Source organism: Actinomycetota bacterium, assembly GCA_005888325.1.
Lineage (GTDB): Bacteria > Actinomycetota > Acidimicrobiia > Acidimicrobiales > AC-14 > AC-14.
Window position 1 is genome coordinate 80,514 of record VAWU01000068.1, and the last position, 13,443, is coordinate 93,956.

Consider the following 13,443-nt stretch of genomic DNA (forward strand, 5'->3'; position numbering starts at 1 on the left):
TAGTCAGCCGTCGTCAGGACGGCTCAGTACGACAAGAAGACCCGACTGAGCTTCAGGCCAGTCGCTCCCACCCGGGGTTCACGGGGCCCACGCCGCGACCGAGCTCCACTCCCGCGGCGATGGCGCGCTCCACGAAGCGCTTGCCCGCGACGCACGCGTCGACCGGGTCCATCCCCCGGGCCAGCTCGGCGGTGATGGCCGCGGAGAGCACGCAACCGGTGCCGTGCGTGTGCCGCCCGGCGAGGCGCGGCCCGGCGAGCCACTGCACCTCGCCGTTGGCGACGACGCAGTCGGGCGACGCCTCCTCGTCGTGGAGATGACCGCCCTTGACGACCACGACGTCGGGCCCCAGCGCGGCGAGCTCGCGGCCCGCGACCTCCATGTCCGCGCGCGTGGCCACCTCGGCACCCACCAGCCGCGAGGCCTCGGGCAGGTTGGGCGTGACGACGGTGGCGATCGGCAGCAGCACCTCGCGCAGCACCTTCACCGCGTCGTCGGCCAGCAGTGTGTCGCCGTGCTTCGACACGAACACGGGATCGACGACGAGCCGGCGGACGCCGAGGTCGTGCAGCGTGGCCGCGACCGTCGAGACCAGCTCGGCCGAGGCGAGCATCCCGGTCTTGGCCGCGTCGACGCCGATGTCGATCGCGACTGCTGCGATCTGCCGGCGCACCAGGTCGGCGCTCACCAGCTCGAAGGCCTCCACACCCAGCGTGTTCTGCGCGGTCACCGCCACGATCGCGGTCGTTCCCCACACGCCGTGCGCCTCGAACGTCTTGAGGTCGGCGACGATGCCCGCGCCGCCCCCCGAGTCGGAGCCCGCGACGGTGAGCGCGACCGGGGGTCTCGCCGTCACCACGTGTGCTCCCACCCGCCCTCGGGCAGGTCGCCGTCGGCCAACCGTCGCTCGCCCGCGTCGGCCGTGCAGCGACCGATGGCCAGGGGCCGCGTGAGCCCCGCGGCCGAGAACGCGTCCTCCACGCGCCCCGGGTCGGGCGCGGCGAAGAGCAGCTCGTAGTCCTCGCCGCCTCCGAGCGCGGCCGCGACGCCGTCGTCGCCAGTGGCCCGGGCCACGCCCACGGCCACCGGCACGCGGTCGAGCGCGACGCCGACCCCCGACGCCTCGGCGATATGGCGCACGTCGGACGCCAGCCCGTCGGAGAGGTCGATCATCGCCGTCGCCCCCGCGGTCCGCGCCGCCCGGCCCTCGGCCACGCGGGCGCGCGGCCGGCGGTGGGCCAGCGCCAGGTCGGGCGCCTCGCTCCCCCGGCCGGTGCGCAACAGCTCCAGCCCGGCGGCGGAGGATCCGAGGGGGCCGGTGACGAAGAGCACGTCGCCCGGCGCGGCGCCCGACCGCAGGACAGGCGCCGAGCCGTCGAGCGTGCCGGTCACCGCGACCGACACGATGAGGACGGGCGCCGCGACCAGGTCGCCGCCGACCACCGGGCAGGCGAAGACCTCCGCGGCCGCCAGCACGCCGTCGTAGAGCGCGTCGAGGTCGACGGTCGCGAGCGGGCCGGCCACGGTCACAAGCGCGTGCAGCGGGCGGCCCCCCATGGCGGCGACATCGCTCACGTTGACTGCGAGCGCCTTCCACCCGACGTCGTCGATGCCGACAAGGTCGAGATCGAAGTGCACGCCGCTGACCACCGCGTCGGCGGTGAGCAGCAGGTCGCCGGGCGGAAGGGCCACCACGGCGGCGTCGTCGCCGATGGCGGGCAGACGGGCGCGCAGGCGCGCGATGAGGGCGAACTCGCCGGTCAGGGAAGCCTCCGATAAGTTGGCTGTTCCGACCTTAGGCGAGCTTTTCGGGGGTTTCGTGCAGGGTGTGATCAAGTCGTACGACCCGGGGACCAAGGAGGGAACGCTGCTGCGCGACCTCGACCGGGTCGAGTACGACCTGGCGGCCGACGCGCTGACCGGCTCGGTGTTCCGCATGCTGCGCCAGGGACAGCGCGTCGTGTTCGACCTCGACGCCGACGGCCGGGCCACCCGGCTGCGCCTGGGCTCCGAGGTCGACCTGGGCACGCGGGAGTTCCCCGCGACGAGCTGAACCGGACGAGGTGAACGAGAAGCGCCGAGATGCAATCGAAAGGATCTTTCCAGTGAGCGGCACGACGGCCAACAAGAAGCTGGTGCAGTGGGTCGACACGATCGCGGCGCTCACCAGCCCCGACCGCGTGGAATGGTGCGACGGATCGGCCGAGGAGTACGACCGGCTCTGCCAGCTGCTCGTCGACAACGGCACCTTCACCCGGCTGAGCGACGCCAAGCGGCCCAACAGCTACTGGGCCCACTCCGATCCCGCCGACGTCGCTCGCGTCGAGAACCGAACCTTCATCTGCTCGGAGCGCGAGGCCGATGCCGGCCCCACCAACAACTGGCGGTCCCCCGCGGACATGAGAGAGACGCTCACCGGGCTGTTCCGGGGCTCGATGAAGGGCCGCACGATGTACGTCGTGCCTTTCTCCATGGGCCCGCTCGGCTCGCCGATCGCCCACATCGGCGTGCAGCTCACCGACTCGGCGTACGTCGCGGTGTCGATGCGGATCATGACCCGCATGGGCCAGGGCGCGCTCGACGTGCTCGGCGACGACGGCACGTTCGTGCCCTGCCTGCACTCGCTGGGTGCGCCGCTCGAGCCCGGCCAGACCGACGTGCCGTGGCCGTGCAACGCCGACAACAAGTACATCGTGCACTTCCCCGAGACGCGTGAGATCTGGTCCTTCGGGTCCGGATACGGCGGCAACGCGCTGCTGGGCAAGAAGTGCTTCGCGCTGCGCATCGCATCCGTCATGGCCCGCGACGACGGCTGGCTGGCCGAGCACATGTTGATCGTGAAGCTCACGTCACCGGAGGGCGAGACGCGTTATGTCACCGGCGCCTTCCCGTCGGCGTGCGGCAAGACCAACCTGGCCATGCTCGTCCCCACGCTGCCGGGCTGGAAGGTCGAGACGGTCGGCGACGACATCTGCTGGATGAAGTTCGGGGCCGACGGGCGCCTCTACGCGATCAACCCCGAGGCCGGGTTCTTCGGCGTGGCCCCGGGCACGAGCACGAAGACGAACCCCAACGCCATCCTCACGCTCGACGGCAACTGCATCTTCACCAACACCGCGCTCACCGACGACGGCGACATCTGGTGGGAGGGAATGACCACCGAGCCTCCGGCACACGCCACCGACTGGAAGGGCGAGGAGTGGACGCCCGACAAGGGCACCCCCGCCGCGCACCCCAACGCCCGCTTCACCGCGCCGGCCGCGCAGGACCCCGCGATCGCGCCCGAGTGGCAGGACCCGAAGGGCGTGCCGATCGACGCCATCCTCTTCGGAGGGCGCCGATCGTCGGTCGTGCCGTTGATCCACCAGGCCTACGACTGGCAGCACGGCGTGTTCCTCGGCTCGATCATGAGCTCGGAGACGACGGCGGCGGCCGAAGGGCCCACCCGGCTGCGCCGCGACCCCTTCGCCATGCTCCCGTTCTGCGGCTACAACATGGCTGATTACTTCGCCCACTGGCTGAAGATCGGCCGCGCGAGCGACCCGGCGAAGCTGCCGAAGATCTTCTACGTCAACTGGTTCCGCAAGGACGACGACGGCCACTTCCTGTGGCCCGGGTTCGGCGAGAACAGCCGCGTGCTCGAGTGGGTCTTCGAGCGGGCCAGTGGCCGCGGCGACGCGGACGAGACGCCGATCGGGTGGGTGCCGGCCAAGGGCGCGATCGACACCGACGGGCTCGACGTCCCCGCCGACGACCTCGTCGAGCTGCTGCGGGTGGACGCCGGCGAGTGGGCCGACGAGCTTCCCGACATCGTCGCCTTCTACGAGACCTTCGGCGACCGCGTTCCCGCCGAGCTGCGCGACGAGCTGCAGAAGCTCGAAGCGCGCCTCAGCGGGTAGCGAGCCGCGACAGCCACCGCCGCGCCTCCGAAGGCGAGCGCAACCGCACCCAGCGAGCGTCGACGAGCGCCTCGTAGCGCACCCGCCGGTCGGCGTGCGTGCGCCAGGCCCAGCGGATGGGGTGGTCGGGCGCGAGCCACTCGCGCGCCTGCTCGCGATTGTCGTTCCACAGCGGACGCCTCGTGATGGCGCGCTCCACGGAGCGCCGCAGCACGCGCCGCATCACCACGCCGCGGTCGTAGTCGAGCCAGACGATCGTGGTCGCACGCGGCCACACGACGTCGCGCACCGCCGAGTAGTTGCCGTCGACCACCCACCCGTCGCCGGTGGTCGCAGCCGCGGCCCGTTCCCGCAACTGGGCCTCGGTGGCCTGTTCCCAGTTGGGCCCGTGCTGGAGCGCGTCGAGCTCGACGTGGGGTACGGCGAGGAGCGCTGCCAGGCGAGCGGCGATGGTCGTCTTGCCCGAGCCCGACGTCCCCACCACCACGAGGCGCGTGCCGAGATCCATCGCTTACCATCGTGGCCTGACGCTTCCCCCCAGGAGGACATGCATGGCGGTCAGCGCGTACGTGCTCATCCAGACCGAGGTGGGCAAGGCGGCTCAGGTGGCGTCGGAGGTGGCAAGCATCGATGGCGTGATCTCGGCGGAGGACGTCACCGGCCCCTACGACGTGATCGTGCGGGCCGAAGCCGACTCGGTCGACGAGCTCGGCAAGATGGTCGTGAGCCGGGTCCAGCTCATCGACGGCATCACCCGCACGCTCACCTGCCCGGTCGTCCACCTGTAGCGCGGCCGCGCCCGATGCGGTTGGCGCGTCGCGCGTGGCGCTCGAGCGCGAGCTCCACGAGCCGGTCGACGAGCTTCGGGTAGGGCACCCCCGACGCCTCCCAGAGCTTCGGGTACATCGAGATCGGCGTGAAGCCGGGAATCGTGTTCGCTTCGTTGACGAGGAAGCCCCGTCCGTCCTCCTCGTAGAAGAAGTCGACGCGTGCCATCCCTTCGGCCCGCAGTGCGGCGAACACCTCGATCGCGAGCGCGCGCACTTCGGCGGTGGCGGCGGGTGTGAGCGGAGCCGGCACCACGAGGCCGGCGCCGTCGACGAGGTACTTGTCCTCGTAGTCGTAGAACTCGCGGCTCGGCACGACCTCGCCGGGCACGGACGCCTCGGGGTCGCGGTTGCCGAGCACGGCGACCTCGATCTCGCGTCCGACGACGGCCTCCTCGACCACGACCCACTCGTCGTAGGAGAACGCGAGCCCGAGGGCCCGCTCCAAGGCCTCGCCGTCGGCGACCTTCGACACGCCGACCGACGAGCCGAGGTTGGCGGGCTTCACGAACACCGGCCAACCGAGCTCGCGCTCGACGCGATCGCGCAGCCGCGGGCCGGCTTCGTCCTCGTGCAGGCCGAGCCAGCGGGCCTGCGGCAGGCCGTGCGCGCCGAGCACCTCCTTCGCCTTGGCCTTGTCCATGGCGAGGGCCGAGCCGAGCACCCCGGCGCCGACATAGGGGACGCCCGCCACCTCGAGCAGGCCCTGCACGGTGCCGTCCTCGCCGAAGGGACCGTGCAGCAGCGGGAGGAACACGATGGGCGCGTCGTCGCCTTTGGCCTGCGCGACCGGCGAGAACGGCGAGACCTCGCGACCTGCGGCCTCGAGGGCGCGCGGCAGGCCACCCGCACCCCCCTTCAGCGCCGCGATCGTCGCCTCGTCGAGCAGCCAGCGGCCCTCGGCGGTGATCCCGATGGGGACGACGTCGTAACGGTCGGGGTCGAGCGCCTCGAGGACGTGCACGGCGGTGACGCAGGAGACCTCGTGCTCGGCCGAGCGCCCGCCGTACAGCACCACCAGCCGGATCTTCTGCGCGGTCATCTCACGTCTTTCCGACGAGCAGGGCGCGGATGCCGAGGCCCATCAGGAAGAGGCCGACGCCGCCGTAGAAGGCGAACACGTGGAGACGCACCCACTCGGACTGGCGGTAGGAGTACGCGATGCCGACGGCGATGATGGCGACGAACCCGTAGAACATGTGGAACTGCGGAGCCTTGAGCTTCTGGCCCGCGACCATGCCGACCCCCAGCGCGACCTGCACGAAGATGGCGAACTCGACGAACACCGTGAACCACCACAGCGCACGCGTGCGCAGCGACTCGTAGCGATCGGCGGCGAGCGCCCACACGCCCGCGAGGCCGTTTCCGATGATCACCACCCACGCCCAGCCCTCGTGGATGGCGAGGAGGCTGGCGAGCAGGAAGTCAGGCCCCGCTTGCGGTGGCCGCGGCCTCCGACCGGGCGAGCGCCTCGGTGTGAGCCTCGGCCGCCACATCGACGAGCTCGGTGATCTCGTCCTCGGTGAAGCCGGCCATCTGGCGGAAGCGGCGGGCGAGGTGCACCGGGTTGTCCTCGGACTCGCCGCGGAAGCCACCGAAGCTGAACAGCTTGTCGATGGTGCGCTGGAACTCGAGCGCCTCCTGCTGACGCTCCTTGTCGTTCGCGGTGATGCGGCGCAGCCAGTCGGAGCCCATCTTCACGTGGGTGACCTCGTCGGCGAGCATCCAGTCCTCGCAGAACTCGAGGATGGGGTCGCCGGTGAGCGTGCCGAAGTCGCGCATGGTGTTGAACACGTCGATGGCGAGACCCTCGAGCGCGCGGTTGACACCGGTGAGGCGCAGCACCGGGTCGGGATTGCACGCCGCCTGGTAGAGCAGCGTCTGCTCGGCGAACTCGCCGATCTCGGTGCCCATGTGCTCGGTGAGCTTCACCGAGATCTCGACGTGACGGGCCTCGTCCCAGCACTGGCGCGCCATGTCGAGCTTCAGCTCGAACGGCGCCTCGTTGCGACCGCTGCCCGTGTCGAAGTCCCAGCACGTGCGGCCCGCGCCCTCGAGGGCCTGGATCTCGCCCACGAAGATGCCGTGCATGAGGCCCCGCGCGCCGTCGGGTGAATCGGGGTCCTCGGGGTTGAAGCCGGTACGGCGATCCTGGCGTCTGCCCGCGCCCCGGGGGTCGAAGATGACCTCCTCGATGTTGATCTTGACGAAGCGCGAGTCGCGCGCCAGGTCCTCGACAGGAAGGGTCTTTCGCATGGCCCGATGCTACCCGAACGTCACCGGGACGACCGTGGCCTCGCTCACCGCCCCGTCCTCCGCGGAGCGGGTGAAGAGCACGATGGCGCCGGCCGATCGGCTGGGTGGCGCGAACGTCAACGAGGCGTCGAAGGGACCGAACTGGCCGTTGGAGCCGCCCATGAAGAACCCCTCGCCGAGCTTGCGGCCCGGGCCCGCGCTCTCCTCCCGGACCTCCCAGTTCACCTGGGCCTCGAAGGCCGTGCTGGTTCCCCTGATCCTCATCGGAGAGGTGACGCGGTTGCCGGGCTCGGGGGTGGCGAGGTCGATGTTCTTGGTGCGGGCGCCGGTGACGAACCAGTCGCCACCCGATTCCTCCACCGTGACCGACGTGACGGCCGGACGATCGCGCCGGGCTCGGATCTCCACCACCCGGGCGCTCAGTGCGGTCGACTCGACGGTGGGATCCGGCATGCGGAGGTAGTAACGCGCGAACGACACGGCGACCGCGCCCGGGTCGCTGAAGGTCGTCCCACCCGGGAAGGGCCAGATCGCGTTCGGGGGCCGCGCGGGCGGGATCGGCAACGTGGTCGCCGGCGATGTCGTCGGCGTGGTCGGGGTGGCCTCTCTGGTCGTCGTGCTCGGCGCGGTCACCGCAACCGTCGTCGTGTCGTCACCCCCCAGCACCGGGATCAGGGCAACGACCACCACGGCTGCGGCGGCGAGCCCGAGCGCGGCGAGCCCGGCCCGGCGGCGCATCCGAGTGCGCCGGATCGCCTCGGCGCGCTGCTCGACGTCGTCCCAGTCGGGCGTCGGCGTCACCGTCGAGGCGTACGCGTGCATCGCCTGCTCGAGACGCTCCTCGTCGGTCATGCCGTCGCCTCCAATCTCTTCTCGAGCGCGGCGATGCCGCGGTGGGTGTGGGTCTTCACGGAGCCGGCCGAGATCCCGAGCGTCTCGGCGATCTCCGCCTCCGAGAGGCCGAGGTAGTAGCGCAGCGCGAGGCACTCGCGCTGGCGCACCGGGAGGGCGCGCAGAGCGGCGATCACCTCGCGGTGCTCCTCCCCCGAGAGCGCGGTCGCCTCGGCCGACTGCGTGTCGCGGCCCGGCTCGGGCCGGTGGCGGTCGACGACGTGCAGGTGGCGCATCCGCGAGCGGGCGCCGTTGAGCACCGCGCTCCGCACGTAGGCGAGCGCCTTCTCGGGATCGCGGATGCGTCCCCACCCGACGTGCACCTTGGCGAAGGCGTCCTGGGTGATGTCCTCCGCGGCCGCGACATCGTGCAGTAAGAGGGAGGCCAGGCGCACCAGTGAGGCGTAGTGCTCCCGGTAGAGGGCGACCAGACCCTCGGCTGCCACCGCGTCCGCATCGACCATGGCCTGCATCATCACCGCGACAGACGCCGGGGTGGTCGATCGCGTTGACCCCGAGCGCCGGGGCCCTCCGTCCTCCTCGCTTCCTCAGAGGGCCGAGTCGGAAGCGTCCTCGACCCCGAACGAGGTCGTCGTGCCTCGGAGGGCCTGCTTGAGGATCTTGCCGGCCGGGTTCCGGGGCAGGGGCCGGGTGACCAGGTCGAGGTGGGCCGGCACCTTGTAGGCCGCCAGGTGCTCGGCGCAGAAGCGCTGGAGGTCGGCGGCGCTCGTCGTCGAGCCCGGCTTGAGCTGGACCACGGCCTTCACCTCCTCACCGAGCGTCTTGTGCGGGACACCGACCACGGCCGCGTCGATCACGTCGGGGTGCTCGTAGAGCACGTTCTCGATCTCGACGGAGTAGATGTTCTCGCCCCCGCGGATCACCATGTCCTTGGCCCGGTCGACGATGTAGAGATAGCCCTCGGCATCGAGCCGGCCCAGGTCACCCGTGTGGAACCAACCGTCGGTGAAGGACTCCGCGTTGGCATCGGGCCGGTTCCAGTACCCGTGGCTCGAGACGGTCGGGCCCTTGATCCAGACCTCACCCGTCTCGCCGTGCGACAGGTCGTCGCCGTCGGGGCCCACGATGCGCAGCTCGACCGTCGGCACCGCCCGTCCCGCCGAGCCGGGGTGGGCGACATAGTCGTCGCCGCCGATCGCAGTCGCGACCGACGCCGTCTCGGTCAGGCCGTAAGCGGTGGAGAGCCCCGCCTTCACGTTGGGGAACGCCTCGGTGATGCGCTCGACCAGCTCCGCACCCGACGGTGCGCCACCGTAGGAGATGCGGGTCACCGACGACAGGTCGTAGGAGCCGAAGTCGGGTGACTCGAGGAGTCGCCACATCACGGTCGGCACCCCGCCGATGCTCGTGACCCGCTCGTCCTGGATCAGGCGCATGGCGGCGTCGGGATCGAAGCGGCCGGGCGGCATCAGCACGAGCTTCCCGCCCGACGCGTAGTTGAGAACCATGGTGGAGTGGCACCCGGTCGTGTGGAACAGCGGCACGATCAGCAGCGACGCAGCCTGGGCCCTGCCGGACAGCTCGGCCGGTGGGGCGGAGCCCTGCATCACCTGGACGGTGCCCAGCAGGAAGAGGTTCTGCAGGTTGGCGAGCGTCTGGCGGTGGGTGATGGTCGCGCCCTTGGGCTTCCCGGTCGTGCCCGAGGTGTAGAAGATGCCCGCGATGTCGTCCTCGTCGACGTCGACAGAAGGGAAGCCGCCAGGATCGCCACCGGCCTCCAGCTCGGTGAACGGTGCCGCGCCGGCGGCAGGTGTGTCGGTTCCGATGACGTAGACCTGCTCGAGCGCGGGGAGCACATCAGGAAGGTGCTTCACGAGCTCCCACCGGCGCTCGTCGCAGATCAGCACCCGGCTGCCGGAGTCCTCCAGCGCGAACTGCAGCTCCTCCGCCCTCCACCACGCGTTCAGCGGCACACAGATCGCGCTGGCGGCGGCGCATGCCCAGAACGCCACCACCCATTCGGGGTTGTTCGCAGACAGCAGCGCGACGCGGTCGCCCCGCTGCACGCCCCGGGCCGCCAGGCCCGAGGCGGTGGCCCGTACCCGGGCGTTGTGCTCGCGGTAGCTCAGGCGGCGGTCGTCCTGGACCACGAAGTCCGCGTCGCCGCGGCCGTTCGACATGTCGACCAGCTCGCGCATCGATCCGAGCCGGCTCTTGTAGACCTGCAACGGGACGCCCCGCACGTCGTCGGTGACGACCTCGAAGGGGCCGCCCGGTCCGGTGAGGGTGTCGAGCACGTCGATCATCGTGGTCAGTGTCGCCGTCGCCAGTGTCGCGAACGATCAGACGGGGTCAGCAACCTCGTCGCCGGTGAGCGTGGTCGTCGGCATCCACACCAGCTCGCCCGTGTCACGCAGCTCCTTCACGGCCGCGACCGGATCGGGGTCGGAGAACAGCCGCTTGTCGCCATAGTCCGCGGGGCGGCCGGTCGCGTCGATCGCCCACCACGACGCCTCCAGGGCGATGCCGTTGGGATCGGTGAAGTAGATCGAGCGCACGATGGAGTGGTCGACGACCTCGGTGACCTCGCACCCGTGCGCGATCAACCGCCGACGCATCGCGTGCAGCGCCTCCTCGTCGGGGAGGTTGAACGAGAGGTGGTCGAACTGCATCGGCCGGGAGCTGGGCATACCCGCCGGCTTGGCGAAGGTCGACGCCCCCTTCCACTCGAAGAAGGCGATGGTGTTCTCCGGCCCGAGCTCGAAGAAGTAGTGGCGCATGGGCCCGGCCAGCACGGTCGACACCAGCCGCATACCGAGCACACCGTGGTAGAAGCGGACGGTCGAGTCCATGTCGGGGGTGACCATGGCCAGGTGGTTGATGCCCCGCCACCGCGGGCTTTCGACAGGTTCGCTCATGGCCCCAGGCTAGGCGCGCTCTCCCGCGCAGAACGCCCGGCCTTAGAAAGCGCTCTCGAGGATGGCGCGGGCGTCGGCCTCGGAGACGGGACGGGGGTCGTGCGCGACGTCGGGGCCGGACTCCGCCTGGCGGGCCACCGCCTCGATGTCGTCGTCGTCGACGCCACAGTCGGACAGCCGCGTGGGCAGGCCCAGCCGGCCCAGCAACGCCTCCACCGCGCCGGCCGGGTCGGCGGCGTCCCCCAGCGCGGCACCCACCGTCGCGAGCTCGCGCGGCAGGGTGTCGAGGCTGAGGCGGATCGCGTGCGGCAGGATCACGGCGTTGGCCAGCCCGTGCGGGATGCCGGCGCGGCCCCCGAGCAGCTGCGCCAGCCGTTGCTGGACGCCCATCGACGCGTTCAGCAGGCAGCGCCCGCCGAGCACCGCTCCGGCCAGCATCCGCGTGCGGGCGTCGATGTCGGCGGGATCGTCAACCACCGCGGGAAGGGCCTCGGCGATGCGCTCCACGCCCGCCAGCGCGATCGCCTCTGCCTCGGGCGTGCGCCGGGGTGAGTACGCGCACTCCACACAGTGGGCGAGCGCGCTCATCCCGGTCTCGGCGCTCACGCGCGCCGGCGTGGAGAGCGTCAGCTCGGGGTCGTGGATCGTGGCGATCGGCGCCACCGTCGGGCCACCCGCGTCCGCCTTGCGACGCGTGTGCTCGTCGGTCATACCGAAGAACGGCGTGAGCTCGGCTCCGGAGTACGTCGTCGGGATCGAGACGTGCAGCAACGCCGGCCGGTCGAGGTAGGACGAGCCGGGCGTGCCCTGCTCCTGCTCGGTGAAGTAGCACACCGCCTTTCCCAGGTCTGCGCAGGACCCGCCTCCGAAGGACACCACGCTGTCGACGCCGTCGCGTCGCGACTGCCGCATCGCCTCCTCGACCACGCCGGTCGGGACGTGCGAACGTGCACCCGCGTAGGTCGACACCAGCGCGCGTCCCAGCGCCTTGACGATGCGGTGGCCGTCGTCGGAGTCGAGGCGGCCTGCCGTCGTCACGAGCAGGACGCGCCGGCTGCCGATCTCGTGCACGAGCTTGCCCACACCGGTAACCCGTCCCCGACCGAACCGGACCTGCTGCGCGGCAGAGGTGTGGGTCCACTCCGGAGACGTCACGCTTCTCCTCGCTTTCGCAACGCGGTCTTCAGGATCTTGCCCGTGCCGCTCTTGGGCAGCTCGGAGACGAAGTCGACGACCTTCGGTGCCTTGAAGTGGGCGAGCCGCCCGCGCACCCACTCGATCAACTCCTGCTCGTCGACGGACGCGCCGCCGCGGACGACGACGTACGCATGCGGTACCTCGCCCCACCGCGGGTCGGGCTGGGCCACGACCGCCGCTTCGAGCACGGCCGGGTGCGCCGACAGGGCCTTCTCCACCTGGACCGACGAGATGTTCTCGCCGCCGGACACGATGATGTCCTTCCGCCGGTCGACGATGGTGACATAACCCTCGGCGTCGACGGTCGCGAGGTCGCCTGTGCGGAGCCAGCCACCGCGCAACGCCTCGGCCGTCTCGTCCGGCCTGCGCCAGTAACCCGCCATCACGTGGTTGGAGCGCACGCACACCTCCCCCACCGTCACTCCGTCGTCCGCCACCTCCCGATCGCGGTCGTCGAGCACGCGCAGGTCGACACCGATGTTGGGATGACCGGTCGACGCCCGGCGGGCGCGTCGCTCCCCCAGGGACAACCCGTCGTGCGCCCGTGTCGTGTTGGCCTTGGTCAGCTGCGGCGAAGCCTCGGTGAGCCCGTAACCGCTGATGACCTCGCACCCGAGCGCGTCCTCGAGCGCCGCGAGGAGCTCGGGGCCCGCCGCGGCCCCGCCCACCGTGACCTGGACGAGCGAGGAGGTGTCGTGGTGCGCGCGCGCCGGGCACTCGAGCAGCGCGACGGCCATGGTCGGCACGAGGTGGAGCCGGGTGACGCGCTCGGCCGCGATGAGCCGCAGCACCTCGCTGGCGTCGAAGCGCTCGAGCATCACGTGGCGGCCGCCGAGCACCGTCACCCAGTGCGGGGTACCCCAACCGTTCACGTGGAACAGCGGGATCGTGTGCAGCACGACGTCGCGGTGGTTGCCCCCCATCGACAGCGCGCTGTCGATCGCGTGGGTGGCCAGCGCCCGATGCGTGAGCATGGCGCCCTTGGGGTCGCCCGTCGACCCGCTCGTGTAGAAGAGCTCGCAGACCGCGTCCTCGTCGATCGGCCCCGGGTCGAAGCGCGCCCCGGGCGCGGCGACGAGCGCGGCCTCGTAATCGGGGCCGACGTCGAGGCGCGTCCGGGACGGGAGCGCTTCCGCGAGCGCCGCGAACCTGGGGTGCACGACGAGCAGTGCCGCCTCGCAGTCGTCGAGCACGAAGGCGAGCTCGGCCGCCGCCATGCGCACGTTGAGCGGCGTGAGCACGCAGCCGGCGAGCACCACCCCGTAGTACGCCTCGAGCATCTCCACCGTGTTGTCGCACAGGTACGCGACCCGGTCGCCGGGGCCACAACCCAGCTCGCTCCGCAGCACGTGCGCGAGGCGGTGGGCGCGTGCCGCGAGATCGCCGTAGGTGTACCGCCGCTCGCCGTCGACGACGGCCTCGAGCGGACCGAACAGGCGGCGGGCCCGCTCGAGGAAGTCGAGGGGCGTGAGCGGCACGATCATTCGGCGTCGG

General features: G+C 71.3%; 14 protein-coding genes and 1 pseudogene. 3 read left to right on the top strand and 12 right to left on the bottom strand.

The features are described 5' to 3' along the window. Nucleotides 1–52: 52 nt before the first annotated feature. Together thiD and thiL are read right to left on the bottom strand one after the other, a co-directional pair. Nucleotides 53–856 (bottom strand): bifunctional hydroxymethylpyrimidine kinase/phosphomethylpyrimidine kinase, encoded by an 804-nt coding sequence (thiD, locus tag E6G06_20395; GenBank protein ID TML86628.1) that lies wholly within the window; start codon nucleotides 854–856, stop codon nucleotides 53–55. Continuing rightward, nucleotides 853–1,833 carry a thiamine-phosphate kinase gene (gene thiL, locus E6G06_20400; GenBank protein TML86662.1) on the bottom strand — a complete coding sequence of 327 codons (981 nt, stop codon included), beginning with the start codon at nucleotides 1,831–1,833 and terminating at the stop codon, nucleotides 853–855. Before thiL ends, thiD begins: the two co-directional genes overlap by 4 nt. Here thiL and E6G06_20405 point away from each other — a divergent pair. Both E6G06_20405 and E6G06_20410 read left to right on the top strand, forming a co-directional pair. Further along, nucleotides 1,820–1,960 (top strand): annotated as a pseudogene (locus E6G06_20405) (cold-shock protein). The gene thiL and the pseudogene E6G06_20405 overlap by 14 nt on opposite strands. A 145-nt stretch (nucleotides 1,961–2,105) precedes the next feature. Next, nucleotides 2,106–3,899: a phosphoenolpyruvate carboxykinase (GTP) gene (locus E6G06_20410; protein TML86629.1), complete on the top strand. Its 1,794-nt coding sequence runs from the start codon at nucleotides 2,106–2,108 to the stop codon at nucleotides 3,897–3,899. Here the strand turns inward: E6G06_20410 and E6G06_20415 are convergent. Continuing rightward, on the bottom strand, nucleotides 3,889–4,407 hold the full coding sequence (locus tag E6G06_20415; protein ID TML86630.1) for an AAA family ATPase: 519 nt from the start codon (nucleotides 4,405–4,407) through the stop codon (nucleotides 3,889–3,891). The two genes, E6G06_20410 and E6G06_20415, sit on opposite strands and share 11 nt — an antisense overlap. A gap of 43 nt (nucleotides 4,408–4,450) precedes the next feature. On the opposite strand from E6G06_20415, the gene E6G06_20420 reads away from it, so the two are divergent. Beyond that, nucleotides 4,451–4,687 (top strand): Lrp/AsnC family transcriptional regulator, encoded by a 237-nt coding sequence (locus tag E6G06_20420; protein ID TML86631.1) that lies wholly within the window; start codon nucleotides 4,451–4,453, stop codon nucleotides 4,685–4,687. Here the strand turns inward: E6G06_20420 and E6G06_20425 are convergent. From E6G06_20425 to E6G06_20465, 9 genes are all read right to left on the bottom strand, one after another. Beyond that, on the bottom strand, nucleotides 4,662–5,768 hold the full coding sequence (locus E6G06_20425) for a D-alanine--D-alanine ligase (protein ID TML86632.1): 1,107 nt from the start codon (nucleotides 5,766–5,768) through the stop codon (nucleotides 4,662–4,664). The genes E6G06_20420 and E6G06_20425 overlap by 26 nt on opposite strands. A 1-nt stretch (nucleotide 5,769) precedes the next feature. Continuing rightward, on the bottom strand, nucleotides 5,770–6,105 hold the full coding sequence (locus E6G06_20430; GenBank protein ID TML86633.1) for a hypothetical protein: 336 nt from the start codon (nucleotides 6,103–6,105) through the stop codon (nucleotides 5,770–5,772). Between the two features lie 46 nt (nucleotides 6,106–6,151). Beyond that, nucleotides 6,152–6,982 carry a DUF455 family protein gene (locus tag E6G06_20435; GenBank protein ID TML86634.1) on the bottom strand — a complete coding sequence of 277 codons (831 nt, stop codon included), beginning with the start codon at nucleotides 6,980–6,982 and terminating at the stop codon, nucleotides 6,152–6,154. 9 nt (nucleotides 6,983–6,991) lie between these two features. After that, entirely contained in the window at nucleotides 6,992–7,834 is an 843-nt protein-coding gene (locus E6G06_20440; protein TML86635.1) for a hypothetical protein, read from the bottom strand. Next, nucleotides 7,831–8,349, bottom strand: a complete 519-nt coding sequence (locus E6G06_20445; protein ID TML86663.1) for a SigE family RNA polymerase sigma factor — start codon at nucleotides 8,347–8,349, stop codon at nucleotides 7,831–7,833. The genes E6G06_20440 and E6G06_20445 overlap by 4 nt, the downstream gene beginning before the upstream one ends. Nucleotides 8,350–8,421: 72 nt before the next feature. Beyond that, a complete protein-coding gene (locus E6G06_20450; GenBank protein TML86636.1) occupies nucleotides 8,422–10,140 on the bottom strand; it encodes an acyl--CoA ligase in 1,719 nt (572 codons plus the stop codon). 36 nt (nucleotides 10,141–10,176) lie between these two features. Next, the gene (locus E6G06_20455) at nucleotides 10,177–10,752 is read right to left on the bottom strand and encodes a VOC family protein (protein TML86637.1); all 576 of its coding nucleotides are present in this window, start codon (nucleotides 10,750–10,752) and stop codon (nucleotides 10,177–10,179) included. Nucleotides 10,753–10,794: 42 nt separating this feature from the next. Further along, nucleotides 10,795–12,027: a maleylacetate reductase gene (locus tag E6G06_20460; protein ID TML86638.1), complete on the bottom strand. Its 1,233-nt coding sequence runs from the start codon at nucleotides 12,025–12,027 to the stop codon at nucleotides 10,795–10,797. Then, nucleotides 11,904–13,433: a long-chain-fatty-acid--CoA ligase gene (locus tag E6G06_20465; protein ID TML86639.1), complete on the bottom strand. Its 1,530-nt coding sequence runs from the start codon at nucleotides 13,431–13,433 to the stop codon at nucleotides 11,904–11,906. Before E6G06_20465 ends, E6G06_20460 begins: the two co-directional genes overlap by 124 nt. Between the last annotated feature and the right edge of the window lie 10 nt (nucleotides 13,434–13,443).

Bases quoted from the DNA above. Each gene is read 5' to 3' on its own strand.
- E6G06_20420 (TML86631.1), top strand. From the start codon at position 4,451: ATGGCGGTCAGCGCGTACGTGCTCATCCAGACCGAGGTGGGCAAGGCG.
- E6G06_20450 (TML86636.1), bottom strand. From the start codon at position 10,140: ATGATCGACGTGCTCGACACCCTCACCGGACCGGGCGGCCCCTTCGAG.
- E6G06_20445 (TML86663.1), bottom strand. From the start codon at position 8,349: ATGATGCAGGCCATGGTCGATGCGGACGCGGTGGCAGCCGAGGGTCTG.
- E6G06_20440 (TML86635.1), bottom strand. From the start codon at position 7,834: ATGACCGACGAGGAGCGTCTCGAGCAGGCGATGCACGCGTACGCCTCG.
- E6G06_20455 (TML86637.1), bottom strand. From the start codon at position 10,752: ATGAGCGAACCTGTCGAAAGCCCGCGGTGGCGGGGCATCAACCACCTG.
- E6G06_20425 (TML86632.1), bottom strand. From the start codon at position 5,768: ATGACCGCGCAGAAGATCCGGCTGGTGGTGCTGTACGGCGGGCGCTCG.
- E6G06_20435 (TML86634.1), bottom strand. From the start codon at position 6,982: ATGCGAAAGACCCTTCCTGTCGAGGACCTGGCGCGCGACTCGCGCTTC.
- E6G06_20415 (TML86630.1), bottom strand. From the start codon at position 4,407: ATGGATCTCGGCACGCGCCTCGTGGTGGTGGGGACGTCGGGCTCGGGC.
- E6G06_20465 (TML86639.1), bottom strand. From the start codon at position 13,433: ATGATCGTGCCGCTCACGCCCCTCGACTTCCTCGAGCGGGCCCGCCGC.